Below are 25,626 nucleotides of genomic sequence, written 5' to 3'. Positions count from 1 at the left end.
ATCAGCCCTTAAGATTGCTCATTTCGTCAATATCAATGCTCTTGCGATTGCGGAAGATGACCACGATCAAAGCGAGGCCAACCGCCACCTCCGCCGCCGCCACGGCGATGACGAAGAACACGAACACCTGGCCCGAGAGCGCCCCATGCGCCCGCGCAAACGCCACGAACAGCAGATTGGCGGCGTTGAGCATCAACTCCACCGACATGAAAATGATGATGGCGTTGCGGCGAATAAGCACCCCTAAGGCGCCTAGGGAGAACAGGATCGCAGACAGGGCAAAATAATACGAGATCGGGATCACTTCTGACCGCCTGACTTCTTGTCTTCCTTCACCAGCACAATGGCGCCCACCATGGCAGCCAACAGCAAAATGGAGGTCACTTCGAACGGTAGTAGGTATTCGCTGAATAGCAGCATGCCGATCGCCTGCGGGTTGCCATAGTCGCTGGCAGCCGGCTGCAGCACGGTCAGCACATCGCTGCGGGTGAAGATCAGGTAAGCGCTCTCTGCCAGCAGGACTAGCGTCAACAGCATCGCCAGCGGGCGTTGCCAGCCGCGGCGCGCCTGTTGCTGGATCTGCTCAGCGCCCAGCAACATGATCACGAACAGGAATAGCACCATGATGGCGCCGGCATACACCGTCACCTGGGCCATGGCAATGAACGGCGCGCCCAGCAGCAGAAAGAACACTGCCACTGTGGCAAAGTTCAGGATCAGGAACAGCGCCGAATAGACGGCATTGCGGCTGAACAGCATGCCTAGCGCCGCGCCGATCGCCACGGCTGCCAAAACAAAGAAAAGAATCAGCTCAACATTCATATCAGCACTATTCCGGGTTCTTCATCACCGGGATGGAGCGGTCAAAGGTACCGGGCTCCACCTGTTGCGGGGTCGGCTGGCCGCCGGGCGGTACCGGCACCAGCAGCTTCTCGCGTGTGTAAATGGACTGCGAGCGATCGGTGAAAGTCAGCTCATAGTTATCGCCCAGCACAATTGCCTGGGTCGGGCAGGCGTCTTCACAATAACCGCAGAAAATGCAGCGCAGCATGTTGATCTCGTAGGTGCTGGCATAACGCTCACCGGGCGAGAAACGCTTTTCGTCCGTATTCTCGGATGCTTCGACAAATATGGCATCCGCCGGGCAGGCGGCCGCGCACAGCGAGCAGCCAATGCAGCGCTCCAGGCCGTTCTCGTAACGGCGCAGTTCATGGCGGCCCTTAAAGCGTGTGCGCACCGGGCGTTTCTGCTCAGGGTACTGGTAAGTCTGGCGCGGCTTAAATATCTGCCGTGCAGTCAGCAACATACCTCGGGCAATTTCGAACATTCCTCTCAGCATCTTACAGTCCCAACGCCACGATCACTACTGCAGTCACAAAAACATTCAGCAGCGCCAGCGGCAAAAGTACCTTCCAGCCAAAGGCCATCAGGCGGTCGTAACGCAAGCGAGGCATGGTGGCGCGTATCCAGATCATTACGCCCAGGCTCGCCACGATCTTCAGAAAGAAGTACAGCGGCCCCAAGCCCGGCAGGTCATCCACAAACGGGCCGCGGAAGCCGCCAAGGAACAGGCTGGCAAAAATACCGCTGACTGCGGCCATCTTGATGTATTCGCCCATGAAGAACAGCGAGAACTTCATGCCGGAGTATTCGGTGTGATAGCCCGCCGTCAGTTCCTGCTCCGCTTCGGGCATATCAAACGGCGCACGGTTGACTTCGGCCAGCATCGCAATATAAAAGATGATCGCGCCCAGCGGCTGGTACACAATGAACCACACATTGCGCTGAGCTTCAATGATATCCATCAGGCTCATCGAACCGGCGATCAGGATCGGGCCAATGAAGGCCAGACCCAGTGACAGTTCATAGCTCAGCATTTGCGCAGAGGAGCGCAGGCCGCCCAACATGGCGTATTTGTTATTGGAAGCCCATCCCGCCAACACAATGCCGTATACCGATACAGATGCCACCGACAGGATGTACAGCACAGCCACATTGATGTCAGCGAGATACAGCGGCACCATGCGGCCAAACAGGTTGACCACATCGCCCCACGGCACCACTGCCATGATCACCAACGCCGGCACGACCGTGATGATGGGCGCCAGCACAAAAACGAACTTATACGCCTCAGCCGGCGTGAACTCTTCCTTGAAGATCAGTTTCACGCCGTCGGCGGCCGGCTGCAGCCAGCCGCCCGGGCCGGCGCGGTTGGGGCCGATACGCAGTTGAATTGCCGCGGCCAGCTTGCGCTCATAAAACGTAGTGTAGGCAAAACCCGTCAGCAAGATAAAGACGAGCAGAATGCTCTTGATCACCCATTCCAGTACGAGAACCCAATCAATAATCATCAGGCCTCCACCTTCAGGGTATACGGGCCACTGATCGGCAGGCCCAAACTGCGCGGGATCAGCACCGTGCCACGCGGCACGCTATTGTCAATATAGGCGGTCACCGCGGCCTGCACGCCGTTCACGGTTACTTTGGTGCTCTGGCCGTGCTCCAGGCCCAGGCGCTCGGCATCATCCGGGCTCAGGGTCACCTGCGGCTTCTGCAAGCGGTTATGCAGCAATGTCGATTTGGAGATCATGTTGCCACGGTCGTACAGGGTGGTCACGGGCACGGCCAGCAGGCCGTCACCATGTGCACGCTCCAGCGGCTGCGCAAACGAGAGCACCGGCGTTTCGCCGCGGTCTGCGGCAGTAGATACCTGCACGCCCAGGCCGCTCTTGTTGTCATAGGTCGTGCCACCATAGTACACATCCGCGCGGCCAATGATCGGCCACTGCTCAGTCACTTCAGCGAGATGCTCCAACGTCAGACCCTTGTAGGCTTCGTTGGCCTCGGCCACCTGGGCAAACACGCGCCCGGCGCTCACGGCTTCCAGGTTCGCGCCCAACAGGTTGCCCAGTTGCGCCGCGATCGCAAAGTCGGCCCGCGCCTCGCCTACGGCAGGCACGGCCGGGTAATAACGCTGCACCCGGCGCTCGCCCGAGGTCAACGTGCCTTCGCGCTCAGTGAAAGCTTGCGCCGGCAGCACCACATCGGCCGTCTGAGTGGTCTTGGTCTCAGCCAGTTCCTGCACCACCACAAACTTTGCCGCATCCACGGCTGCCGCCAGCTGTGGGTCATCGCCGCTGGGGTCAACCCCCACCAGGTACAAGACTTCGGCATCTTTCATCAAGGCGGCCAGGTCGCCGCTGGGGCGCAGCCCGAGTTCCCATGCGCCCTGCACGTTGCTCTTATCCCACACGGCCACCAAGCCATTATTGGGCTTACCGACATGACCAGTGGCGATCAGCAGGTTGGCCGCTGCGGCTGCCAGCGATTCAGATGCCGCCAGGTCAGTGCCATCACTGCCATAGAAGACCACCAGGTTCTCAGCCGCTGCAATATCCTTGGCGGCCTCTTTAACTTCATCCTGATGCATCAAGCGCTTGACGGTTTCAGTCTGCTCCGGGCGCTTGGGGGATACGCTGTCCAGCAGGGCATGCACGGCCGCGGCTTCTTCGCCGTAAGCGTAGCGCACCACATGCGTGGCATCGTGCTCAAGCTTGGTGCGGCGCGGGCTGGCGACGATCAGCGTAGCGCCGCGCTCGGCGGCCTGCTTGACCCGCAGCCACCACATGGAGGCTTCTTCTTCCAGGTCACTGGCGATCACCAGGATCGCATCGCCCTTGCCCAGGTCCGCCAGGTTGCTTCCCTGGCCGAGGCCCACCTGGCTCACCAGGTCACCACCGGCCATATTGCTATATAGGGCGATCTGGCCCTTGGCCGCTTCGGTAAAGGCCTTCACGTTGTAATAGTCTTCGTTGCTCAAGCGGCCGCTCACTACGGTGGTCAGCTTGCCGCCGGATTTCTTGACTTTGTCGGCCACTACCCCCAGCGCATCATCCCAACTGGCGGCTTCCAGTTGGTTGTTCTTGCGCACCAGCGCGCGGGTGATGCGGTTGGCCTCTTCAGTGTACTGATATACAAAGCGGCCCTTGTCGCACAGCCAGATCTCGTTCACCAGTTCGTTCTGGCGCGGCATGATGCGCTTCACCACAGACTTGCCGCCAGATTTGGCCTCGCGACGTGTATTCAACGTGGTGTTGCAGTTCACCGGGCAGTGCGTACAGATCGAAGCGACCGACTTGAGCTCCCATGGCCGCGCCCCAAAGCGGAAGTCAGCCGTGGTCAGTGCACCCACCGGGCAGATATCAGTCGTATTGCCCGACCAGTACGAGTCAAAGCCCGGGTCAGAAAAGGTCACGATCTCCAGCTTGCGGCCGCGCTCACTGAACCCGATTACAGGATCATCCGCGATCTCGGTCTGGAAGCGCGTGCAGCGCGCACATTGAATGCAGCGCTCGCGGTCGAGGAAGATCAAGTCGCCCAGCGGCACATGCTTGTCCAGGCGAATCTTCTCGTCGTAGATAAAGCGCGTCTGGCCCGGGCCAAACTTCATGGTCAGGTTCTGCAGCGGGCACTCGCCGCCCTTGTCGCAGATCGGGCAGTCCAGCGGGTGCGAGGTGAGCAGAAACTCCAGCACCTCGTCGCGCGCGTCCTTGACCTTCTCGGTGTAGCCGCGCACTACCATGCCTTCGCTCACCGGCACGGTGCAGCCGGTCTCCAGCTTGGGGCCAAACTGAACTTGCGGCTGGCCGTCTTCGCCCACCACCGGCTGGCCGGTTGCGCGGTCCAGCACCGGGCGGCCCACTTCCACCAGGCACATGCGGCACATGCCCACCGGTTCCATCTTGGGGTGGTAGCAGAATACCGGGATATCAATGCCGGCCCGCTTGGCAGCATCCACCACCAGAGTGCCGGGCGCTACGCTGATCTGCTGGTCGTCAATCGTCAGCGTAACGAGTTTTTGTTGGGTAGTCGTGTCGGCAACAGCCATCTTAGTTGCTCACTTCTTTCAGTTCAGCATCCGCCGGAGCGCTTATCGGCATCCCTACTTTGGTCTCAAAATCACCACGGAAACGCGTAATGCTCGAGATCACCGCTTCAGTGGAGAAGTCGCCCAGCGCGCACAGGCACTTGCCCTTCACGTTACTGGCAACATCCTGCAGCAGAATTACATCATCCCAGGTGGCCTGATTATGGTGGATGCGTTCGGTCAGGTGGCGCATCCAATACGTGCCTTCGCGGCACGGGGTGCACTTGCCGCACGACTCGTGCTGGAAGAAGTGCATGGTCTTGTTGATCAGCCAGTCCATGCTCACGCTCTCGTCCACCACAATGATGGAGGCTGAGCCCAACATGGCGCCAACACTCGGCACGCTCTCGTAGTCCATCGGCGTATCCAGCGCCTTGTCATCCGCCACGATCAGTGAGGACGATGCGCCGGCCGGCATGATGGCTTTGATGGCGCGGCCATCGGTGATACCGCCGCCATGCGTATAGATCAGCTCGCGGAACGTGGTGCCCAGCGGCAGCTCATAGTTGCCCGGCTTGACCACGTTGCCTGACAGACTGAAAACCTTGGTACCCGGGCTCTTCTCGGTGCCAAAACCGCGGAACCAATCCACGCCCTTCTGCACGATCAAGGGCACATTCGCCAGCGTCTCCACGTTGTTGACGATGGTCGGCTTTCCGTACAAACCAAAACTGGGCGGGAACGGCGGGCGCAGACGCGGCTGGCCCAGCTTGCCTTCCAGCGATTCGAGCAGCGCGGTCTCTTCACCGCAGATATACGCGCCCGCACCCAAATGGGTATGAATGCGCAGGCTATATTCGCCGCCAAACAGGCCATCACCCAGCAGGCCTTCTTTCTCCAGTTCGGCGATGCACGCATCCAAATACGCGGCCAGCTCCCAGAACTCGCCGCGCAGATAAATGTACGCAGTGTGTGCGCCCACTGCGTAGGCACACAGCATCACCCCTTCCAGGAACTGGAACGGGTTGCTTTCCATGATCTCGCGGTCTTTGAAAGTACCGGGCTCTGACTCGTCCGCATTGACGACTACATAGTGCGGCCAGGCATTCTTATCAATGAAGGACCACTTCATCCCAGTGGAGAAACCCGCTCCGCCGCGGCCGCGCAGGCCGGAGGCTTTGACCATCTCGGTCACTTCGTCCGGCTTCATGCCAGTAACGGCGCGTTTGAACGCGTCGAAGCCTTCATGCTCGCGGTACACCGAAAGCTGGCCAATATCCTTAATATCGCGGTGGCGCAGAAGGATCTCGTTCATTACATCTCCTCCTTGCGCCAGCCGTCCACCAGGGCGACCGTGCTCTGCACGGTCTGGTTCTCGTGATAGCTGATGCCCTCACGGCTCTGCACCTGGAACATTGGCGCCTTGTCGCACGCCGCCAGGCACATCACCGCTTCCACAGTCACCACGCCATCCTCAGTAGTTTCACCGGGGCGCACGTTCAAGTGCTCGCACACGCCTTCCAGGAACTGGTCAGCGCCACGCAGGGCACACGGCAGGTCATTGCACACCTGCAGGCGATACTTGCCGCCCGGCGTGTCATGATACAGAGTGTAAAAGCCAACGATCGAGGCCACTTCCGTAGGAGCGATCGAGAGCACTTCGCCGATCTGGTCCAGATGCTCACGCGTCACGTAGCCGTGCTCACGCTGGGCCACATACAGCAAGGGCATCACCGCCGAGCGCTTCTGCTCCTGCGGATACTTTGCCAGGATGTCGTCGATCTCCTGGCCGTAACGCTCACGCAGCGGGTTCACCGGTCAGTATCTCCAAGTACGATGTCAATGCTGCCAATGATCGCCACCAGGTCTGCCACATAGCAGCCCTGAGAGATCTTGGGCAGGATCTGCAAGTTTACAAAAGAAGGAGTGCGCCAGTGGCAGCGGTATGGCTTGGGGCCGCCGTCGCCCTCCAACAACACGCCCAGCTCGCCACGCGGCGATTCCACCGGCAGATAGATCGAGTTCTTGGGCGCAGGGAAGCCTTCCGTCCACAACTTGAAGTGATGGATCACAGCTTCCATGCTCTCGCCCAGCTCAGCACGCGGCGGGGGCACAAACTTGCGGTTGTTGCTGCGCACCGGGCCGCTGGGCAATTTGTCCAGCGCCTGGCGAATGATCTTCAGAGACTCATGGAACTCACGCATGCGCACGCGGTAGCGCGCATACACATCGCCCTCAGCTTCGGTGCACACCTCAAAGTCATATTGCTCGTAGCCGCTGTACGGCTCTTCCTTGCGCAGGTCATAAGCAACGCCCGAGCCGCGCAGCGAAGGGCCGGTGATGCCCCAGGCAATACCTTCTTCGCCAGTATAGATGCCGATCCCCTTCGTGCGATCCAGGAAGATGGGGTTCTTGTCCAACAAACCTTCATACAGGTCTACTTCGGCCGGGAAGCTGTCAATGAAAGCGCGTACCGCCGGCACAAACTCAGCCGGCACATCCCGCCACAAACCACCGGGGCGGAAATAGGTCGTCATCATGCGCTGGCCGGCGCACATCTCCATAATGTCCAGAATGCGCTCGCGCTGGTTCAGACAATAGAAGAACATGGACATGGCCGCCAGGTCCAGCGCATGCGTGCCCAGCCACACCAGGTGCGAGGCGATCCGCTGCAACTCAGCAAAGATCACGCGGATGGCCTGGGCGCGCTCAGGCACATCCAGGTCCACCAGCTTCTCAACGGCCAGGCAGTAGGCAAGATTGTTGCCCATGGTGTTGAGGTAGTCCAGGCGGTCGGTCATTACCTCCGCCTTCTCATACGTCTTGGCTTCCATGTTCTTTTCGATGCCGGTATGCAGAAAGCCGATATCGGGGATGCAATTCACCACGATCTCGCCGTCCAGCTCCAGCAGCAAACGCAGCACGCCGTGCGTGCTGGGGTGCTGCGGGCCCATGTTGAGCAGCAGGGTCTCGCCGGTTTGAGCACGCTCGGAAACGAGGTGCTTTAGCTCATCGTGGGTGATCTCAAGCTGTGAAATGCTCATACGGCTCAGTCCTGCGGGCGCGGCTTGCGCTGGTCAATTTCTTTGAAATTGAAGCTGAACTGCACTTCTTCGTACCCCAGCGGGTAATCCTTACGCAGGGGATGGCCTACCCAATCAGCCGGCATCAGGATGCGGCGCGGGTCAGGGTGGCCAACAATATCAAAGCCAAACATGTCCAACAGCTCGCGCTCGTGCCAGTTGGCGTTGGGGAAGACTTCAGTCAGCGTGGGCAGCTTCGGCTCATCCCCGTCCAGCGGCACGCGCACTTCCAGGCGCAGCTTCTGCGCAATGTTCTTGAACTCATACACGGCATGGAAGCGCGGTTTGCGCTCCGGCCAGTAATCGACTGCGCTCAGACCAGCCAGCATGTTGAAGCCATGCGCATTCCGCAGGGTGCGCGCCGCTTCCACAATGTGTTCCGCCGCAATTGTGGCCTTAACCTGCTCGCGGAACTCGCTGATATGCGCGCCAAATGCGCTTTGCAGCGCATCCAGCACGGGTTGCAGTTCGGGTTTCATCTTACGCCCAGTCCTTGAACGTTTCGCCCTTGATCTTCTCGTGCAGGGTCATGATGCCGTGGATCAGCGCCTCAGGGCGCGGCGGGCAGCCGGCCACATACACATCCACCGGCACGATCTCGTCCACACCCTGGACGATGGCGTAGTTGTTGAACACACCGCCGCAGGAGGCGCAGTCTCCCATGGAGACGACCCACTTGGGCGAAGGCATCTGGTCATACAGGCGGCGCAACACCGGGGCCATCTTACGGCTTACCCGGCCGGCCACGATCATCAGGTCAGCCTGGCGGGGTGAGGCGCGCATCAATTCCATACCAAAGCGGCTGGCGTCGTAGTCGGCGCCTTGCGAGGCCATCATTTCGATGGCGCAGCAAGCCAGGCCAAACAGCATCGGCCACATGGCGCGCGTGCGACTCCAGTTCACCACCTGCTCCAACGTGGTGGTGACGATGCCCATATTGCCGAGTTTTTGCTCTAGTCCCATTCCAGCGCGCCTTTCTTCCAGGCGTACACATAGCCGATCAGCAAGATGGCTATGAACACAAACATCTCAATCAAGCCGAACACACCCAGTTGGCGGAACACGACCGCCCAGGGCAGGAAGAACACGACTTCAATATCAAACAGAATAAAGAGTACCGCGATGAGATAGAAGCGCACCGGCATACGGCGAGTGCCCGGGCCGATCGACTGCATGCCCGATTCGTACGGAGCCGCCTTGCGGCTGTTGGTGCGGCGCGGACCAATAATGTTGCCGATAATGATGATCAGCACGGCAAGGCCGCTTGAAATAATCAGTAATACTGCGATGGGTAGGTAGTCTTGCAGCATAGTTGGTTGGCCTACAAAGGTAAACCAGAGCGAATATTCTGATGATTGTAGGTTAAGTTCAGTTTATCACAAGGGTTAAAAGGTGTCAAATTTCACAAAGTAGAGGGGTGTGAGTAACAAAAAATATCCGTCATTGCGAGGACGGGAAGCGGCGTTGCCGCTGAACGACGAAGCAATCTCCAAGTCAACTTCGTAAGATCAGCTTTAGCCTAAAACTCGACCTGCTTGCCAGTCTCCAACGACTGCAGCGCGCCAAACGCTGCCCGCGCCCCGCCAAACAGCTCCTCGTAGGCGATCGGCGCCGGGCCGCCGGCCTGCACCGCTGCCAAAAAGGCGGCCACGCCCGCCCGGTGGCCCTTGTCCTGCTTGCCGCGCCGCGTCGTGGTCTGCCCGTCTTCGGTCAGGTCCAACTGGCGGAAGTCATGCAGAACGGCCACCTTGCCGCCGCAGAACAGCTCCAAACGCTCCTTGGACAGCGAGCGGTCGCCATTCGCCAAATACGTCACCGTCCCCAGCGAACCTTCGGCAAAGCGTAGCGTGATCTGCACATTGTCCTGCTTGTAGCGTTCATCGTCAGGCAGCGCCTCGGCATACACCGCACTGGGCGCCTGCCCCACCAAATAGATCAAGAAATCAATAAAGTGGCACGCCTCGCCCACAATGCGCCCGCCGCCGCGCGCCGGGTCATGCAGCCAGTGGTATGGTGGCAGCGTGCCGGCGTTGACGCGGAAGTTGGCCGCCAGCGGCTGGCTGCGGCGGGCCAGGAACTGCTTGAGGTCCTGGCCCATTGGCGAGAAGCGGCGATTGAAACCGCCCATCAGCAGCGGGCTACCAGCCTTGGCCACTTGGCGCTCCACCGCCGCCAATTCCTTTTCATTCAGCGCCAGCGGCTTCTCGCAGAACACATGCTTACCGGCCTTGAGCGCCGCCAGCGTCTGGCTGGCGTGCAAGTGGTGCCGCGTCAGGATGGCGACTGCGTCCACATTGCGGTCAGTCAGTATCTGCGCCTCGTCGCTGGATGCGTAGCGGAAACCGAAGCGCTTGCCAAGATCGGCCGCTGGCCGCCCACTGGCCGAAGTAATCCCGATCAGCTCCAAATTGCGCAGCGGGCGCACCGCCGGCAGCAGCGTGTTGCGCGCATAGTTGCCCGCTCCCAGCACGCCCAAACCGATCTTGTCCTTGCTCAGCGGCTTGGTTTCGAAATTAACCCGCCGGCTGGCCTTACTGGGCTTGACGGCCGAGCCCGGGTACGTGATCAGCACGCCCAAAAAGGGCTTGTCACTCTGAATAAGTTCATAGGCTTTGGGAGCATTGGCAATCGGGAAGCGGTGGCTGATCAGTTGGCTCACATCGACCTTGCCGGCTGCCATCAGGTCCACAAAGGCTTGCAGATTGCGGCCCTCAGTCCAGCGTACATAGCCAATCGGGTAATCACGGCCACCTTCTTCATAGTCAGGGTCATAGCGGCCCGGGCCATACGAGCGCGAGACGATGAAGTTAAGCTCTTTGCCAAAATAGCTGCGCCGCGGCACGTTCATTCCCACTGCGCCCACGGCCACCACGGTGGCGCGGTCGCGGGCGATCTCGCCGGCCAGCTCCACGGGGTCGTTCGACTCCGTATCAGCGCAGATCAGTACCGCATCAAAACCCTGCCCGCGGGTTAACGCCGCGCTGCGCTCCGCGGCTTCCTTGCGCACCATCGCCTGGAGGCCGCGGGCCGTGGCCAGCGCCACGCGCTTGGCGTCAATATCGATCCCCAGCACCCGGCAACCGGCTGCCGCAGCAATGCTTGCCGCCAGCTGGCCCAGCAAACCCATGCCGATCACCGCCACCCGCTCGCCCAACTGCACATTCGCTAATCGAAAACCGTGCAGGGCGATCGCGCCCAGCGTGGTGAATGCAGCTTCCTCAAAACCCACCTTGCCAGGCAGCACCGCTACCAGGTTACGCGGTACGCTCACATACTCTGCATGCACGGCATAGTTTCCGCCCGCGCACGCCACCCGTTGACCTGCGCGGAACCCCTGCGTTCCCTCACCCAGCTCAACCACTACTCCAGCGCTGGAATAGCCCAGGGCCATCGGCTCGCTCAACCTGCCCAGCGCGGCTTGCGCCGTGCTGGCCAGACCCTCACGGCGCGCTCTATCCAATGTCTGGCGCACCAGGTCCGGCCGAGAGCGCGCCTTGCCCAGCAGCGAAGCGCCGGCAAATTCCACCACCATACGCTCCGTACCCGCCGAAACCAGCGACGCGGCATTACGCACCAGCACAAAGCCAGGCTGCGGGGTTGGCACAGGCACATCCGCCAGGTGTGGGCTTCGCGCCCGCATGTTTTGCAGGAGTTGTTTCATTGGATAGACACTTTTACAGTGGAATTAGGCATTCTACCATCCGCACTTTTAGCTCGCTGTTGGCAGGGGCGTATAATCCGATTCTTCCTGGAGGATCCCTTGGCAGACCCGCGCATTGAAAATTTCGCCCGCATCCTGGTTGACTATTCCACCAACATTCAGCCGGGTGACCGTGTCATCATCGAAACCACCACCGAGGCCATGCCACTGGTGGTTGAGGTCTTCAAACGCGTGGTGGAGCGTGGCGGCCGCCCACATCTTCAAATGGAGTTCCCCGAGCAGCGCGCCCTCTTCCTCAGCCTGGCCACGCCGGAACTCGCCCGCATGGAGAATGAGTTCACCGCCCTCGCCTACCGTGATTTCGAAGCTCGTATCCGCCTATGGTCAGAAGCCAACACCAAGGCCCTCAGCAGCGTAGACCCGCAAATGCAGTCTGCCGCTGCCTCGGCCTTTTCCGCCAGCCTCAAGAACCAGTTCGAGCGCTCCGCCGCCGGCCAGTTCAAGTGGGTGACCAGCATCTTCCCCACCCAAGGCTACGCCATGCAGGCGGGAATGAGCTTGACCGAATACTCTGATTTCATCTTCCGCTCTGTTCATGCCCACGAAGCCGACCCCGTGGCCCATTGGTTAAAGATCAAGCAGGAACAGCAGCGCTACATTGACGCGCTCACCGGGCACGACCGCATTCAGCTGCGCGGGCCCAATGTGGACCTGACTCTTTCCGTAAAAGACCGCAAGTGGAAGAATTCGCACGGTATTTACAACATGCCCGATGGAGAGATCTACACCGGCCCGGTGGAGAATTCCCTGAACGGCTGGGTGCGCTACACCTACCCCGCCATTGAAGATGGCGTAGTGGTCGAAGACATTGAGCTGAAGTTCAATGAAGGCAAGGTAGTCAGCGCCACCGCCCGCACGCAGGAAGCTTACCTAAGGCAAATGCTCGCTACAGACGAGGGTGCCAGCTATGTAGGCGAATTTGCCATTGGCCTCAATACCGATATTGACCGCTTCACAGGCCACATTCTGCTCGATGAAAAGATAGGCGGCTCGTTCCATATGGCGCTGGGCCTCGGCTATCCGGAAACTGGCAGCAAGAACACCAGCGCCATCCACTGGGACATGATCTGCGACCTGCGCCAGGATTCTGAAATTCTGGTTGATGGTGAGGTCTTCTACAAGAATGGCGAATTCGTAATCTAGAGTTTCTGAACTCTCTTCACCATCGCCTGGCTATCCTTATAAACGCTTTCTGCCCAGCGCTGCACATCCGAGCAGTACCTTGCCGCGGTGTTCCAAGCTCACTTCTGCGATTGTGAAGCTCCATTGCACCTTGTCCCACGTCGGCCAGCTTTGCCCCGCGAACGATGCTCCACTCGCGCTTGCCAGAGCTGAAGTCCTGGCCATATTTCTGGCGAGCTAGTTGTGGGGTTAGACCCTCAAAGAGAAATTCACCCAGCAATGCATGCACCGCTAGCCAGCCCTCTCGAGAGTACAAGTTGTGCTGCAGGTAATAGGCGGGCACGCTGAGATGGTGCACAGCATAATAGGCAGGGTCATTGCCCTCCAATATCTGCCCCTCCCAGAATCGATCGGAGCATTGGGCTCCTGCGGGCACCACGCCCCCACAGCCGGGACAATTCAAGTCTTTCATCTCGCTAAACAAACTGCCGCTGCGCCATTCTACGCAAGCGTATACCCGAGCAACCGCGGCGTTGCGTTACTCGGCCCAACCGAGGCCGAGTACTAGCGGCGAAGCGTAGCTCGGCGCAGCCGAGCAGGTTCGCCCGCGCGGCCGCAGGCCGCGCACTAGCCCCAAAAGCCGCGCCGCAGCGGGCGGGTCTCTTCGCTGGTGATGAAGGCGGTATCGTCCACAGACTCAACCAGCCGTTGCACCTCGTCCAGTTCCTTGCGGCGCACACTCAGGTTCAGTAGGCTCACTGTGCCGTCTTTGCCCCGCGCCGGGATCTCGGTCACGCCAAAACCCTCCGCCCGCAGCAGCTCCACCACCGCCGTGCCGCGCTTGCGGCTCACCACTCGCAGATTGATGTACCCGATCGCCAGGCGGTCTTCCACCCACATACCCAGCGTGTTGCCCGTTGCAAAACCAGCCGAATAGCCAATGATGTTGAGCACATTATCCAACCCAGTAATGACCGAGCCCAGCGCAACCACAAAGATCACCGTCTCGAGGAAGCCCAGGATCCAGGTCGCTGCCTTGCGCCCGCGCAACATCATCACAACCCGCAGCGTATCCAAGCTCTGGTTCACCACGCGCAGCATGAAGATGCCGAACGCCAGCAGCACATCTTGTTGTGTAAATGAGAGTTCCATCAGCCGATCTCCACAACGTTCACATGACCCTGCATGGCAGGCACGTACAGGGCGTTCACGTACTCCTTCAGCATACGCCGCGCGCTGAATTGCGGCCCCAGCGTGCTGATCGATTCTTTCACCATCGCCAACCAGCCGTCCGCCGGCTGGTTGCCGCTGCGGCCTGAGTAATACAACGGAATGATCTGGTTTTCCAACACATCGTACAGACTATTGGCATCCGCCAGGTCTTGCTCGGCCGCGTCGCTGTACTCCTGTTCCGCCCCGATCGCCCATCCATTCTTGCCGTTGTAGCCCTCGCGCCACCATCCATCCAAAATCGAGAAGTTGAGCGCGCCATTCAGCGCCGCCTTCTGGCCTGATGTGCCCGAGGCCTCCATCGGGCGGCGCGGGGTGTTCAGCCATACGTCAACGCCCTGTACCAGATAGCGCGCCAGCTCCATGTCGTATCCCTCAAGGAACACAAGCCGCCCGCCGGTCTCTGCCTTCTTGACCGCGCGGTAGACCTCCTGGATCAGCTGCTTGCCTGCCTCATCCGCCGGGTGGGCCTTGCCCGCGAACAGGATCTGTACCGGGCGGTCGGGCTTGTTCACCAAAGCGATCAGGCGCTCCAGATCCTGCAGCACCAGGTTGGCCCGCTTATATGAGGCAAAACGCCGCGCAAAGCCTATCGTCAATGCATACGGGTCCAGCATTGCGCCGCCCGCCACCACCTGCACCGGATGAATGCCCTCGTGCAGCCACTGGCGACGCACGCGCTCGCGAACCCAGAACGCCAGCTTGCGTTTGGCATGCCGGCGCGCCCGCCACAGCTCTTCATTCGGGATGTCATGGATCTTCTGCCAGGCCTCAGGCTCATCCAAATGCGCTCGCCAGGTACCCAGGTGCTTGTTGTACAACTGGCCCATGCGCTTGCTCAGCCAGGTCTGCGTGTGGATGCCGTTGGTGATGTAGCTGATCGGCACCTGCTCCTCAGACCGCCCCGGCCACAGGCCATGCCACATGTTGCGCGCCACCTGGCCGTGCAGTTCAGACACGCCATTGTGCTGGGCGGAGAAGCGCATCGCCAGCACCGGCATACTGAACGCCTCGCCCCAGCCCACCACCTGGTGCGCCAGCTTGATGAAGCCTTCCTGGTCGAGGCCCAGTTCCGACCAGTACTGCGAGAAATAACGGTCGATCAGCCAGATGGGGAACTCGTCGTTGCCGGCCGGCACCGGGGTGTGCGTGGTGAATACGTTGTGCATGCGCACCCGCTTGATCGCTTCGTCGATCCCCAGCCCGCCCTGCACCAGCTCGCGCGCCTGCTCCAGGCCCAGGAAGGCAGAATGGCCTTCGTTCATGTGCCACACCGCGGGGTTGTACCCAAGCGTCCGCAACGCACGCACGCCGCCGATGCCTAGCAGCATTTCCTGCGCTATGCGCAGGTCCAAGTCGCTGCTGTAAAGGCGCGCCGTCAGCTGGCGGTCTGTGTCGCTGTTGCTGTCCACATTGCTGTCAAGCAGATACAGGGGCACACGGCCCACACGGATCTCCCATACCTGCGCATCCAGGCTGCGGCCGGGCAGCTCCAGCGAAACCATCAGCGGCTTGCCTTCCGCATCGACCACCGGCAGCACCGGCATCTCTTCGAACTTAAGAGTCACCGGGCGAGACTCTTGCCAGCCGTCCTCACTTATATGCTGGAAGAAATAACCGTGCGTATACAGAAAGCCCACCGCCACCAACGGCAGCCCCAGGTCACTCGCTTCCTTCAAATGGTCGCCGGCTAAAATGCCCAAGCCGCCCGCATAGATCGGCACGGTTTCATGCAAACCGAACTCCGAAGAAAAGTACGCGATCGGCTTCTTGATATGTTCTGGGTGCGTCTGGTTGAACCAATTCTCAGCTGGCGCCATGTAGGCATCAAAAGCGGAGACGACCCGGTCATAGTGTTCAGTGAAATTGAGGTCTATGCTGGCGGTCTGCAGGGTGAGCGGCGGCAGGTCTCGCAGAAAAACAACCGGGTTATGCGCACTGGCCTGCCACAGAACCGGGTCAATGCTTTGGAATAGATCTTGCGCAGATGGCTGCCAGGTCCACCACAAGTTGTAGGCCAGGTCACCCAGGCGGTTGATTCGCTCAGGAAGGGCAAATTGGATAGGCTGCTGTGATTTGTACGGCATGACTTCCCTATCAGATGGATGTTGGAGTTTCTAAAATGCTACCATGCACGATTTATAAACCAGAGACGATCAGGCTCGGCAGGTATAATCCGCTTCCTGCCGTCTTCGCCTGTTGCAGTTAAATGTGTTTATGAGCAATGTTGAGGAAATTAAAGCTCGTTTAGCCATCGAAGACATCGTCTCTGAGAGCGGTGTACAACTCCGCCGCGCCGGCAAGAGTCTCTCCGGCTTCTGCCCCTTCCACAGCAACACGCGCACGCCCTCTTTTGTCGTCTTCCCCGAATCCGGCACCTGGCGTTGCTTCGGCCAGTGCAACGAGGGTGGCGACATCTTCAAATATGTAATGAAAAAGGAAGGGCTTGATTTCACCGAAGCCCTGCGCCGCCTGGCCGACCGCGCCGGCGTACAGTTGCGCCCGCAAAGCCCCATGGAGCAGGCCGCCAAAGAGCAGCACGGCCGCCTGCGAGATGCGCTGGAAGCCGCCGCGCGCTTCTACCAGGCTCAGCTCCAGACCCCCTCCGGCGCCCCGGTGCTCAACTACCTACATGGCCGCAGCCTGACCGATGAGACCATCGCCGCCTTCGAACTGGGCTACGCCCCCGATACCCTCGAGCCGCTGGCCGCCGCCGTACAGCAAGCCGGCTTTACCCTCGACGAAATGATGGAAGCCGGCCTGCTCAGCCAGGCCGATGATGGGCGCCGCTACGCCCGCTTCCGTCACCGCCTCATCTTCCCCATCCGAGACGCCAACGGCAAAATGGCTGGCTTTGGCGCCCGCGCTCTTAGCGAAGAATCGTTGCCTAAATATCTCAACTCCGCCCAGGGGCCTCTCTTCGACAAAAGCAACCTGCTCTACGGAATGGACAAGGCTCGCAAGAACATCCGCACCCAGGATGAAGCCGTGCTGGTCGAAGGTTACATGGATGTCATCGCACTGCACCAGGCAGGGTTCCCAAACGCGGTCTCGCCCATGGGCACCGCGCTGGGTGAGCAACAGCTCCGCACCCTCAAGCGTCTCACCACCCGCATCGTACTTGCGCTCGATGCCGATGCCGCCGGTGACAAAGCCACCCTGCGCGGCCTGGAAGTCGCTCGCAAGAGTCTTGACCGTGAGGCCGACCCCGTCTTCGATGCCCGCGGCCTGCTGCGCCATGAAGGCCGCCTCCAGGCCGATATTCGCGTCACCGCCCTGCCAGACGGCAAAGACCCTGACGAGATCGTTTCCGCCGACCCTGAAGCCTGGCCGCGCCTGCTGTTGGCCGCCCGCCCCATTGTGGAGCATGTGATGTACAGCCTGGCTGCCGGCAAAGACCTGCAAGACGCTAAGGTCAAGCGCGAGCTGGCGGCCCAGGTGCTGCCGCTTATTGCCGATGTGCCTAGCCCAGTGGAGCGCGACAGCTACACCCAAAAACTGGCCCGCCTGCTCCAGGTGGACGAACGCAGCCTCATGGCTGAGCGCCCAACTCGTGCCGCCGCGCCCCGCCGCCGCACCCCGGCCGCCACTCCAAGCCTGCCCGAGGCGCGCCCCGTACCCAGCATTGAAGACAGCACCGTACGCCTCGAGTCGCACTGCATGAGCATCATCATCCGCCAGCCGGAATTGCTCTACCGCGTAGACCGCGCCTTGCTCGAAGCCGGTCTGCCGCGTCTCTCCATCAGCGACTTTGAGCACAGCGACCATCAGGAGATGTTCCGCCTTTCGCGCGAAGCGCTCGATCAGGATGTGCAGGAGCCGTACAGTTACGCCCTGCAGAATCTACCCATGCCGCTCCTCGACCGCGCCGAAGAGATACTTGTCCATAGCGAGAAACTGGATCCCGAAGACGATAAAGTATTCGAGGATCTGCTGCGCACGTTCCTTTTGCTGCGCCGCCGCCTGCTGCGCAAGAGCAACGAGCAGATGCGTTACCTGCAACAAACCGCCCAGCAAGAGGGCGACCTGAAAGCCAGCGAATACCAGCAGGTGATGATACAAAACACTCTAACCCTGCAGCGCTTGGATAAAGCGCTCGCCACCGGCCCCAAACGCAGCCTCCCGAGAGCCCTATGATGGATCACGACGCAGATCAACCCGAAGACAACATCGAGCTGCCTGAGAACGACGACGAGCTGAACGATGAGGCTGCATCGCCTGAAGAGGGCGATCTGCTCAACGAACTCTCCGAGGATGAAGACGGCGTAGAGGCCCTGCGCGAAGACCTGCGCAAGCTCGAAGAACGCGTCCGCCAGGAAGGCGCCATTGAGCTCGGCGATGACCCGGTGCGCCTCTATCTCAAAGAGATCGGCCGCGTCAGCCTGCTGGATACCGACCGTGAGCTATGGCTCGCCACCCGCGTTGAGGCGCTCAAGCGGCTCACCTTCCTTCAGGAGCAAGCCGCCACTGCCAAGCAGCCTGAGCCCAATCCAGAAACTGTTTTCAAAGCCGCCTATGCTGAGCTTAGCGAAGCCTGGGCCAGACTTGCCAAAGAGGTCAAGGCCCTCAACCAAAAACCGCCCCAGCTCCTGCCCATCGCCCAGGAGGCGCTGCGCCTGCAAAAGACCTGGACCATGGAAACGCCATCCTATGTGCGCAGCTATCTCGACAACGGCATGTGGGGGCGTGACCCCCGCTGGGATGCAGCGGCTCGCAGCACCTTTGTCATTCTGATAGGTTTCTACGTCTTCCCGCGCGAGCTTACCGAAGCCCTGCTGGATTCGCTCGCCAAAGGCGAGCTGCCCTCGCCGCGCAGCTTCTCCAACCAGCTGCCCGCCGCCGAGGAGCTCAAACTGGCCGCCGCGGCTGTGCACAGCCGCGCCATGGAAGCCCAGATCGCCATCATCAACGCCAACCTGCGCCTGGTCGTCAGCATCGCCAAACGCTACGTCGGCCGCGGCTCTACTTTTGAAGATCTTATCCAAGAAGGCAACATCGGCCTGCTGCGTGCCGTCACCAAGTTCGATCCCACGCGTGGCTTCAAGTTCAGCACATACGCCACCTGGTGGATCCGTCAGGCCATCACCCGCTCGATTGCCGATCAGGCTCGCACCATTCGCATCCCGGTCCACCTGCTCGAATCCATCCAGCGCCTCATGCGCGCCCAGCGCCAGATGACGCAGACCCTCGGCCGCGAAGCCACCTTTGAAGAGCTAGCTCTCGAAAGTGGTTTCCTGGATGATGGCGACGTAGCCGCCATCCGCAAATCCATCGCCTCCGGCCAGCCGCCCGCGCCCGATCTCAAGCGTCGCTGGGCGCGCGCCACTACCAAGGTGGAGCAGACCCTGCGCAGCGCCGAGGAGCCCATGTCGCTCGAGAGCCCCGTCGGCGCCGGCGACGGCAGCGAGCTGGCTGACTTCATTCCAGACGAAGACGCCCTCGCCCCTATGGATGCAGCCGCTCGCGAAATGTTACGCGAGCAGGTTCAGGGTGCCCTCGCCGGCCTCACCGAACGCGAGCGCGAAGTACTCGAGATGCGCTACGGCCTGCTGGATGGCAAGGACCACACCCTCGAAGAGGTCGGCCAGCACTTCAACGTCACCCGTGAGCGCATCCGCCAGATCGAGGCCAAAGCGCTGCGCAAACTCCGCCACCCAACCCGCAGCCACCAGTTGCGCGAGTACCTCGGCGGCAGCTGATAACAAAAAAACCGACCCTAAAGGGTCGGTTTTTGTATTCCCGTCATTGCGAGGAGTATTTTGGTGTGCATGAAATGCACACCAAAAACGGACGAAGCAATCCCCAACTAAGCAGACTAGAATGCTAGCTATCTTGTCATCCCGAGACGATAGGCGGAACTCCTCACCAGAACGCCGAGTCGACAAGCCAAGGGATCCTTTGCCTCTCATCTTCCGAATAGGGAAACCTTTAGTTCACTACTCCTCGTCCAGATCCTCATCAAAGTCATCATCCTCGATCGGCCAATCCAGCTCCAGCGGATCCAGCCAAACCACATCAAGCTCAGTACTGCAGGCGGTGCAGGTAACACTCATGCCAATTTTTGGCGTGCCCTTCACGCTCACCTGGGCGCCACAAGAGGGGCAAACAGCATCGCTCATTCCGAGTTCCTTCTCAGCCTAACAGGCTGTACTTAAAGTGGAGCGAACTGTACAGCAGATACACTCATTGCGCTGTCAAAAAGCAACTGGATTTGACAATCCATTCTCGCCAGAGGCTTCGCGGCCTTAAAGCGTAGGGGTGTACGCTGCGAAGCAGCGTAGCATGCTGCGCCCATCCTGACAGGTGTACCAGCCGAAGGCTAGCCTATGTCGCTAAAACTAGCGCACTTCGCTGGTGCTCTTCTCCGTCTTGCTGAACATGCGCTGCTGATCCGGCTCAGGCTCAAAGTAATAGCCAATGCCCGCATCCGTCATGATGTAACGCGGGTTCGATGGGTCGGGCTCGATCTTACCGCGCAAACGGCTGATCAAACCGCGCACCAGGCCCTGGCTGCCTTCGCCGCCGTAGCCCCATACGTATTCCACCAAATTCTCCGAAGGGATGATGCGCCCTGGGTGCGTCATCAGCGCATACAACAAACGGAACTCCAGCTGCGTCAAGCGGGTGGCAGCCTGCTTGCTCACCTGCACGCTGCGCTTTGAAGGGTCCAGCGTGATGCCCGCCTGGCTCAACGCCGGCAGGCTAAAGTACGGCAAGCCCGAGCTGCGTCGCATCAGCGCCCGCAACTGCGCCACCATGAACTTGGGGCTATACGGTCGGCTGAACACAAGGTCCGCGCCTGCTTCAATAAAATCGATCTGCGCCGTCTCGTCCCGCGCTTCCATCAGCATCACGATCGGCGCCTGATTCTCCAGGCGCAGCTGGCTGATGAATTCGGATGTGATTGCTTTTTCTGTAGTGAACGCGAAGAAGAAAAGCTCAGCCGGGCGATCGCCCTGCGATAGCTGGTCAAGCTCAGTAACTAAGCGGACTTCGAAGCCGGCGCGTTGCAGGATAAGAGTGAGTACAGCTGCTTCGTCTGCGTCCGGTGCGAACAGTAAGGTCAGCATTGAAAGAGCGTGTTGCTAGTTATAACACGTTCATGCCTTTGTAGTGGCGCGCACGGCATCCATTAATTCGCGCGCCGATTGCAAAGTTCCTTCACTTATTTCGCCAAACATGTTAGCCAATTCGTTCACGCGCGCGTCATCTTTCAAACGCACGGCTTGCGTTTGCGTGCGGCCATCGTTCATGATCTTTTCAACTTTAAAGTGCTGGTCACCGAACGCCGCCAGTTGCGGCAGGTGCGTCACACACAATACTTGATGTGCTCGCGCCAGGCGCCATAGCTTCTCGCCCACCACGCTGCCCACGCGGCCGCCAATCCCCTGATCGATCTCATCGAATATCAATGTGGGCGTGTGGTCGGCACGCGCCAGCACGTTCTTCATCGCCAGCATCAAGCGCGCCGTCTCACCGCCCGAGGCGATCTTGACCAACGGCTTCAGCCCTTCGCCAGGGTTGGGAGCCACCATGAACTCGACCGTCTCGTGGCCATACGCATCAAAGCCCACTCGCTCGCCGCCGATCTCAAGCCCATTCGCATCCGGCGTGGTACCAAACTCCACCCCAAAGCGCGCGGCTTCCATCTTGAGGTCGTCCAACTCCACCTCAATACCCTTGCTCAGCTCATCCGCCGCGCTGTGGCGCTTGGCGGCCAGCGCCTGCGCCTCCTGCGCCAGGCGCGCCAGCAGCTCGCCCTCGCCCTTCTGCAGAGCGTCCAGCCGCTCTTCCGCGTTCGAGATGTTCTCCAGATCCTTGCGGGCACGTTGCCCAAACGCCACGATCGCGGCAATATCCTCGCCGTATTTGCGCTTCAGGTTCTGCAGCAGGGCCAGGCGCTCTTCCACTTCCTCCAGCCGCTTGGGGTTGAACTCGATCTGCTCCAGGTACGCCCGCAGTTCGCGGGCAATATCAGCCATCTCGTCCAACAGTCCCTGGGCGCGGTTTTCCAGCCCGGCCTGCGAGCCGTCCACCCTTGCCAGCGCCCCCAGCGCTTCCACCGCCGCACCCATGCGGTCACTCGCCGTAGCCGCCTCTGCATCCTGGCTCTCGTCCAGAGCGGCCAGCGCCAAGGTGGCGTTGGCCGCCAGGCTCTCGGCGTTCGCCAGGCGGGTGCGCTCATCCCGCAGGCTGGCTTCCTCGTCCGGCTGCAGCTTGGCGGCCTCAATTTCCTGCACCTGGAAGCTCAGCAGCTCGATCCGTCGGGCAGCGTCCGCCTCGGCCTCGCGCAGGCTGGCCAGCTCGCGCCGCAGTTCCTGCAATTGCCCATAGGTCTTCTGGTACGCCGCCAGCTCGCGCTCCACGCCCGCATAGCGGTCCAACAGCAGGCGGTGCGCCGGCACGCGCAGCAGCGAAAGATGCTCAGACTGGCCGTGCAGGTCGATCAGCAGTTCGCCCAGCTCGCGCACCAGCGCCACGGTGGCCGGGCGGCCGTTGATGCGCACCACATTGCGCCCTTCGCGCCGGAATTCGCGCGCGATCTGCAAATAGTCCGGGTCGTCTAGCAGTTCCTCGCGCTGCAAAATGGCGTGGATCTGTTCGCGGGCCGCATCCGGGATGCGGAAAGTACCCTCCACCGTGGCGCGTTCGTCACCCGCCCGGATCAGGCTGGCGTCGGCCCGAACGCCCAGCAAAGTTTCCACCGCATCGATCAGGATCGATTTGCCCGCGCCGGTCTCGCCGGAAAAAGTCACCAAACCGCTGCCAAGCTCCAGCGTCAGGTCCTCAATGATGGCGAAGTTCTGAATGCGTAGTTCGGTCAGCATTAGCGTTTGAGTTCAATGCCCGCCAGGCGGTAATAGGTGGAAGAAACAGCCAGCGAGAGATAGATCAGCGGCCATAGCACTGCCACAAACGTGCGGATGCCCGCGCCGCCCAGCAAGATATACGCCAGCGGTAGCAGCACGAACGGCGCCGCCCCCAGGCCCACCGCCACCGCTGCCACCCGGAACAAGCGCGGTGAGCGGCGGCGGCCCGTAAGCCGTCGGATCGCCTCTGCGATCAGGTTGCCAGCCAGCGGCGCCAGGAACAGCGTGAAGAAACCGATCCGCATCGCAATGAACGCCCCAATGCCCGAAAGCAACGCGCCCACTACAAAAGCCACAACAAAATCAGCAGTGGTGGCGGTCTCGAACACCTTTTGGCGCCCGCGCACGCATTCCTTGCAGCGGTAGCCGGTAGGCGTATGTACCGCGCACTGAGCGCAGATGTATTTCTCGCAATTATTGCAGCGCAGACCGGTCTCACGGTCTGGATGATTTGCACAATAGGTAGTCGTCATGCGGCTCCAGTTGAAGGGTTGTTAGCCATTAGAGACAATAGGCGCTGGTAAAAGTAGCTCGCCTCGCGGAAACGCAGGAAGCGCAGGCTGTGCTCGCTGGCCCGCACTGCAACGCGGTCGCCCAGCTCCATCGCCTCGGGCGCCTGCCCGTCCACGCTCAGCACGGCTTCATCGCCGCGGGCCAGCTCCACGCTGATGCTGGCGCCTTCCGCCAGCACAAGCGCCCGCTCAACGCTCAAGTGCGGCGCCACCGGCAGTAGCAGCAGATTACGCAGCGTCGGCGGCAGGATCGGGCCGCCCGCGGCCAGCGCATACGCAGTCGAACCGGTCGGCGTGGAAATGATCAGCCCGTCCGATACATACGTGGTCAGCGGGTGGCCGTCCAGGCTGGCACTGAGGTGCACTGGGCGCACCACCCGGCCACGCCCCACCATGGCTTCGTTGAGCGCTTGCCAGGTTCCTACGATCTTGTCGCCGCGCCACAGCTCCACATGCAACAGCATCCGCTTTTCGGTCGAGTACTCGCCGCTCACCAGGCGCGGCAGGGTTTGCTGCCATTCGTGTGGGCCCAGTTCAATTAGGAAGCCAAAGTTGCCGTGATTGATGCCGATCAATGGAATATCCAGCGGCGCGCACACATGCCCGGCGCGCAGCATAGTGCCGTCACCCCCCAGGGCAATCACCAGGTCGCTGCCCCATTGCTTGAGCCGCTGCTGGGTGGCCTGGCCTTGCAGCAGGCCGCTGTCCGCCGCCAACCCCAAGCCCCGCAAAAAGTCTGCCACCTCAGCGCACAGGCTCAGCGCCTGAGTGTTGCTTGCGCTGGCCAGCACCGCCACATGCTTGAATTGGCTTGCGTTCTTCTCAGCCATAGGCTTAGTGTATCCGCTCACTGCATACCTGCCGGTAGCCGCAGGCGGCGCAGCGCGCCGCCACATTGTGCGAGCGATGCAACTCGCCATGCGCCAGTCCCTGGCGCATGGCTGCCAGCAGGCTCAGCACCTGGGCTTCCAGCGCGGCGCTAAACTCCACCCGGAAACTGCGCTGCGGATAACGAATAATGCCATAGGCTGGGCGCTGCTGAAAAGTGCGCGCCACCAGCACGCAGTAGGCCGCCAACTGATAAATATGCGATTCGTACGGCTTGCGCGGTGTGCGCCCGCTCTTGACTTCCACCGGCACCAGGCCGTCCCCATTCTGCACCAAATAATCCGGGCGGCCAATCAGGCCCAATGCCTCGTCCATCAGTGGCTGCTCCAGCCGCCGCTCCACGCCCGTATCCGAGTACACCACCTGCCCGCTGGGCAAGCCCAGTGCGCCGCGCTGTCGGGTGCTCACCCACAACAGCAGCAATGCCAGCAGCAACAGAAAAGCGGCCAGTACAGCGTACATACCTCAACCCACCACTTGCAGTACCAGCAGGATCATTGCCACTACGGCCAGCCCAATCGCCAGCACGCGCAGCGTTCCCGCCAGCTGCCAGCCACGCCCGTGACGGGCGTGCTGGCGTGTGCCCTCAGCCAGCTCCTGCACGTTGGCGCTGGCTGCGCCTTGCAGGCGCAGCCACCAGGCGCGCTGGCAATACAAATACTCGCCGATGTCAGAGGCTTTGATCCACTGCGTGCTCATGCGCTCTTCAGTTTCTCTTCCAGCGCCTGCAGGCTGGCTTCCAGTCGCTGCTGGCGCAGGCTGATCGTCATATCGCCGCGCGTGCGCTCCACTAGGCTGCGGCAGATATCCGTCAGGCGCCGCAATCCGCGCGTCACCGCATCCGGGTAGTCCATCGTCACCAGCACCGCATAGATGTCATCCATCTGCCCCAGCAGGCGCTCAGCTTCATCAGAATGCCCGTGCCGCAAGATATCCAGGCAGCGGCGGCGCAGTTCACCTGCCGCTTCAGACAAGCCCTGCAAATACGTGGCCGATTCCACCTTCAAGTCCTGCGGGTTCGGCAGGCTGCCGTTGTTTACCAATGCGTTCACAATGTTGGCTTCGGCGTACTCCTTCAGTGCATCCTGCGTATACCCGGCAAAGTACAGGTCGGGAAACTCTTTCAAGCCGGCCCGCAACGCATCCGCCAGCTCGGCTGCTGCCTTCAGCTCGCCGGCCGCCACGTCGTGCTCATCTCGGTGGATGGCGCGGATGGCCTGCGAGCAATGCCGCGTCAACTGCCGCGCCTGGCCCAGCGCGGTGTCACGCGCCGCGGTCTGCGCATCAAAGTCCGCCCGTATCGTCTCTGCGATATTTTCAAGTCGTTCCATGC

25 protein-coding genes are annotated in these 25,626 nt (G+C 60.8%); 3 read left to right on the top strand and 22 right to left on the bottom strand.

What is annotated here, in order from left to right; all coding sequences use genetic code 11:
* Position 1 precedes the first annotated feature (1 nt).
* From nuoK to KIT08_07140, 12 genes are all read right to left on the bottom strand, one after another.
* Complete coding sequence (gene nuoK, locus KIT08_07195; GenBank protein ID UYN88884.1) at positions 2-304, bottom strand: NADH-quinone oxidoreductase subunit NuoK; 303 nt, start codon at positions 302-304, stop codon at positions 2-4.
* Entirely contained in the window at positions 301-822 is a 522-nt protein-coding gene (locus KIT08_07190; GenBank protein UYN88883.1) for an NADH-quinone oxidoreductase subunit J, read from the bottom strand. The genes nuoK and KIT08_07190 overlap by 4 nt, the downstream gene beginning before the upstream one ends.
* 7 nt (positions 823-829) lie before the next feature.
* Positions 830-1,327, bottom strand: a complete 498-nt coding sequence (gene nuoI, locus KIT08_07185; protein ID UYN88882.1) for an NADH-quinone oxidoreductase subunit NuoI — start codon at positions 1,325-1,327, stop codon at positions 830-832.
* A 13-nt stretch (positions 1,328-1,340) separates the two neighbouring features.
* A complete protein-coding gene (nuoH, locus tag KIT08_07180) occupies positions 1,341-2,345 on the bottom strand; it encodes an NADH-quinone oxidoreductase subunit NuoH (protein ID UYN90795.1) in 1,005 nt (334 codons plus the stop codon).
* Positions 2,346-2,350: 5 nt separating this feature from the next.
* Positions 2,351-4,888, bottom strand: coding sequence for an NADH-quinone oxidoreductase subunit NuoG (gene nuoG, locus KIT08_07175; GenBank protein UYN88881.1), 2,538 nt, complete (start codon positions 4,886-4,888; stop codon positions 2,351-2,353).
* A 1-nt stretch (position 4,889) separates the two neighbouring features.
* A complete protein-coding gene (gene nuoF, locus KIT08_07170) occupies positions 4,890-6,182 on the bottom strand; it encodes an NADH-quinone oxidoreductase subunit NuoF (GenBank protein UYN88880.1) in 1,293 nt (430 codons plus the stop codon).
* Entirely contained in the window at positions 6,182-6,682 is a 501-nt protein-coding gene (locus KIT08_07165; GenBank protein UYN88879.1) for an NAD(P)H-dependent oxidoreductase subunit E, read from the bottom strand. The genes nuoF and KIT08_07165 overlap by 1 nt, the downstream gene beginning before the upstream one ends.
* Positions 6,679-7,911 carry an NADH dehydrogenase (quinone) subunit D gene (nuoD, locus tag KIT08_07160; protein ID UYN88878.1) on the bottom strand — a complete coding sequence of 411 codons (1,233 nt, stop codon included), beginning with the start codon at positions 7,909-7,911 and terminating at the stop codon, positions 6,679-6,681. The genes KIT08_07165 and nuoD overlap by 4 nt, the downstream gene beginning before the upstream one ends.
* 5 nt (positions 7,912-7,916) lie before the next feature.
* A complete protein-coding gene (locus KIT08_07155; protein ID UYN88877.1) occupies positions 7,917-8,429 on the bottom strand; it encodes an NADH-quinone oxidoreductase subunit C in 513 nt (170 codons plus the stop codon).
* Between the two features lies 1 nt (position 8,430).
* Positions 8,431-8,913, bottom strand: coding sequence for an NADH-quinone oxidoreductase subunit B (locus tag KIT08_07150; GenBank protein ID UYN88876.1), 483 nt, complete (start codon positions 8,911-8,913; stop codon positions 8,431-8,433).
* A complete protein-coding gene (gene ndhC, locus KIT08_07145; GenBank protein ID UYN88875.1) occupies positions 8,904-9,260 on the bottom strand; it encodes an NADH-quinone oxidoreductase subunit A in 357 nt (118 codons plus the stop codon). The genes KIT08_07150 and ndhC overlap by 10 nt, the downstream gene beginning before the upstream one ends.
* Before the next feature lie 209 nt (positions 9,261-9,469).
* On the bottom strand, positions 9,470-11,611 hold the full coding sequence (locus KIT08_07140) for a bi-domain-containing oxidoreductase (protein ID UYN88874.1): 2,142 nt from the start codon (positions 11,609-11,611) through the stop codon (positions 9,470-9,472).
* Between the two features lie 99 nt (positions 11,612-11,710).
* On the opposite strand from KIT08_07140, the gene KIT08_07135 reads away from it, so the two are divergent.
* Positions 11,711-12,814 (top strand): aminopeptidase, encoded by a 1,104-nt coding sequence (locus tag KIT08_07135; GenBank protein ID UYN88873.1) that lies wholly within the window; start codon positions 11,711-11,713, stop codon positions 12,812-12,814.
* 606 nt (positions 12,815-13,420) lie between these two features.
* On the opposite strand, the gene KIT08_07130 is transcribed toward KIT08_07135, so the two are convergent.
* Together KIT08_07130 and glgP are read right to left on the bottom strand one after the other, a co-directional pair.
* The gene (locus tag KIT08_07130; GenBank protein ID UYN88872.1) at positions 13,421-13,945 is read right to left on the bottom strand and encodes a DUF2179 domain-containing protein; all 525 of its coding nucleotides are present in this window, start codon (positions 13,943-13,945) and stop codon (positions 13,421-13,423) included.
* Complete coding sequence (glgP, locus tag KIT08_07125; GenBank protein UYN88871.1) at positions 13,945-16,110, bottom strand: alpha-glucan family phosphorylase; 2,166 nt, start codon at positions 16,108-16,110, stop codon at positions 13,945-13,947. The genes KIT08_07130 and glgP overlap by 1 nt, the downstream gene beginning before the upstream one ends.
* Before the next feature lie 130 nt (positions 16,111-16,240).
* Between glgP and dnaG the strand changes: the two genes are divergently transcribed.
* Both dnaG and KIT08_07115 read left to right on the top strand, forming a co-directional pair.
* Positions 16,241-18,160: a DNA primase gene (gene dnaG / locus KIT08_07120; GenBank protein ID UYN88870.1), complete on the top strand. Its 1,920-nt coding sequence runs from the start codon at positions 16,241-16,243 to the stop codon at positions 18,158-18,160.
* The gene (locus tag KIT08_07115; protein UYN88869.1) at positions 18,157-19,722 is read left to right on the top strand and encodes a sigma-70 family RNA polymerase sigma factor; all 1,566 of its coding nucleotides are present in this window, start codon (positions 18,157-18,159) and stop codon (positions 19,720-19,722) included. The genes dnaG and KIT08_07115 overlap by 4 nt, the downstream gene beginning before the upstream one ends.
* Before the next feature lie 237 nt (positions 19,723-19,959).
* Here KIT08_07115 and KIT08_07110 read toward each other — a convergent pair whose 3' ends face one another.
* The 8 genes from KIT08_07110 to KIT08_07075 all read right to left on the bottom strand — a co-directional run bounded on the left by KIT08_07110 (position 19,960) and on the right by KIT08_07075 (position 25,624).
* Positions 19,960-20,142, bottom strand: a complete 183-nt coding sequence (locus KIT08_07110; GenBank protein UYN88868.1) for a hypothetical protein — start codon at positions 20,140-20,142, stop codon at positions 19,960-19,962.
* Positions 20,143-20,361: 219 nt separating this feature from the next.
* Positions 20,362-21,093 (bottom strand): response regulator transcription factor, encoded by a 732-nt coding sequence (locus tag KIT08_07105; GenBank protein UYN88867.1) that lies wholly within the window; start codon positions 21,091-21,093, stop codon positions 20,362-20,364.
* A gap of 30 nt (positions 21,094-21,123) precedes the next feature.
* The gene (gene recN / locus KIT08_07100; GenBank protein ID UYN88866.1) at positions 21,124-22,851 is read right to left on the bottom strand and encodes a DNA repair protein RecN; all 1,728 of its coding nucleotides are present in this window, start codon (positions 22,849-22,851) and stop codon (positions 21,124-21,126) included.
* Positions 22,851-23,366, bottom strand: coding sequence for a B-box zinc finger protein (locus KIT08_07095; GenBank protein UYN88865.1), 516 nt, complete (start codon positions 23,364-23,366; stop codon positions 22,851-22,853). The genes recN and KIT08_07095 overlap by 1 nt, the downstream gene beginning before the upstream one ends.
* Positions 23,363-24,235: an NAD(+)/NADH kinase gene (locus KIT08_07090; protein UYN88864.1), complete on the bottom strand. Its 873-nt coding sequence runs from the start codon at positions 24,233-24,235 to the stop codon at positions 23,363-23,365. The genes KIT08_07095 and KIT08_07090 overlap by 4 nt, the downstream gene beginning before the upstream one ends.
* A gap of 4 nt (positions 24,236-24,239) precedes the next feature.
* Entirely contained in the window at positions 24,240-24,755 is a 516-nt protein-coding gene (cas4, locus tag KIT08_07085; protein ID UYN88863.1) for a CRISPR-associated protein Cas4, read from the bottom strand.
* 3 nt (positions 24,756-24,758) lie between these two features.
* Complete coding sequence (locus KIT08_07080; protein ID UYN88862.1) at positions 24,759-24,992, bottom strand: hypothetical protein; 234 nt, start codon at positions 24,990-24,992, stop codon at positions 24,759-24,761.
* A complete protein-coding gene (locus KIT08_07075) occupies positions 24,989-25,624 on the bottom strand; it encodes a haloacid dehalogenase (GenBank protein ID UYN88861.1) in 636 nt (211 codons plus the stop codon). The genes KIT08_07080 and KIT08_07075 overlap by 4 nt, the downstream gene beginning before the upstream one ends.
* Between the last annotated feature and the right edge of the window lie 2 nt (positions 25,625-25,626).

It is taken from the genome of Anaerolineales bacterium, from assembly GCA_025808555.1.
Lineage (GTDB): Bacteria > Chloroflexota > Anaerolineae > Anaerolineales > UBA11579 > JAMCZK01.
The sequence above is the reverse complement of the archived record's forward strand: the minus strand, read 5'-3'. Positions and strand labels throughout refer to the sequence as shown.

Bases quoted from the DNA above. Each gene is read 5' to 3' on its own strand.
- KIT08_07190 (UYN88883.1), bottom strand. From the start codon at position 822: ATGAATGTTGAGCTGATTCTTTTCTTTGTTTTGGCAGCCGTGGCGATC.
- nuoI (UYN88882.1), bottom strand. From the start codon at position 1,327: ATGTTCGAAATTGCCCGAGGTATGTTGCTGACTGCACGGCAGATATTT.
- nuoG (UYN88881.1), bottom strand. From the start codon at position 4,888: ATGGCTGTTGCCGACACGACTACCCAACAAAAACTCGTTACGCTGACG.
- nuoF (UYN88880.1), bottom strand. From the start codon at position 6,182: ATGAACGAGATCCTTCTGCGCCACCGCGATATTAAGGATATTGGCCAG.
- nuoD (UYN88878.1), bottom strand. From the start codon at position 7,911: ATGAGCATTTCACAGCTTGAGATCACCCACGATGAGCTAAAGCACCTC.
- KIT08_07155 (UYN88877.1), bottom strand. From the start codon at position 8,429: ATGAAACCCGAACTGCAACCCGTGCTGGATGCGCTGCAAAGCGCATTT.
- KIT08_07150 (UYN88876.1), bottom strand. From the start codon at position 8,913: ATGGGACTAGAGCAAAAACTCGGCAATATGGGCATCGTCACCACCACG.
- ndhC (UYN88875.1), bottom strand. From the start codon at position 9,260: ATGCTGCAAGACTACCTACCCATCGCAGTATTACTGATTATTTCAAGC.
- KIT08_07140 (UYN88874.1), bottom strand. From the start codon at position 11,611: ATGAAACAACTCCTGCAAAACATGCGGGCGCGAAGCCCACACCTGGCG.
- KIT08_07130 (UYN88872.1), bottom strand. From the start codon at position 13,945: ATGGAACTCTCATTTACACAACAAGATGTGCTGCTGGCGTTCGGCATC.
- glgP (UYN88871.1), bottom strand. From the start codon at position 16,110: ATGCCGTACAAATCACAGCAGCCTATCCAATTTGCCCTTCCTGAGCGA.
- dnaG (UYN88870.1), top strand. From the start codon at position 16,241: ATGAGCAATGTTGAGGAAATTAAAGCTCGTTTAGCCATCGAAGACATC.
- KIT08_07115 (UYN88869.1), top strand. From the start codon at position 18,157: ATGATGGATCACGACGCAGATCAACCCGAAGACAACATCGAGCTGCCT.
- KIT08_07110 (UYN88868.1), bottom strand. From the start codon at position 20,142: ATGAGCGATGCTGTTTGCCCCTCTTGTGGCGCCCAGGTGAGCGTGAAG.
- KIT08_07105 (UYN88867.1), bottom strand. From the start codon at position 21,093: ATGCTGACCTTACTGTTCGCACCGGACGCAGACGAAGCAGCTGTACTC.
- recN (UYN88866.1), bottom strand. From the start codon at position 22,851: ATGCTGACCGAACTACGCATTCAGAACTTCGCCATCATTGAGGACCTG.
- KIT08_07095 (UYN88865.1), bottom strand. From the start codon at position 23,366: ATGACGACTACCTATTGTGCAAATCATCCAGACCGTGAGACCGGTCTG.
- KIT08_07090 (UYN88864.1), bottom strand. From the start codon at position 24,235: ATGGCTGAGAAGAACGCAAGCCAATTCAAGCATGTGGCGGTGCTGGCC.
- cas4 (UYN88863.1), bottom strand. From the start codon at position 24,755: ATGTACGCTGTACTGGCCGCTTTTCTGTTGCTGCTGGCATTGCTGCTG.
- KIT08_07080 (UYN88862.1), bottom strand. From the start codon at position 24,992: ATGAGCACGCAGTGGATCAAAGCCTCTGACATCGGCGAGTATTTGTAT.
- KIT08_07075 (UYN88861.1), bottom strand. From the start codon at position 25,624: ATGGAACGACTTGAAAATATCGCAGAGACGATACGGGCGGACTTTGAT.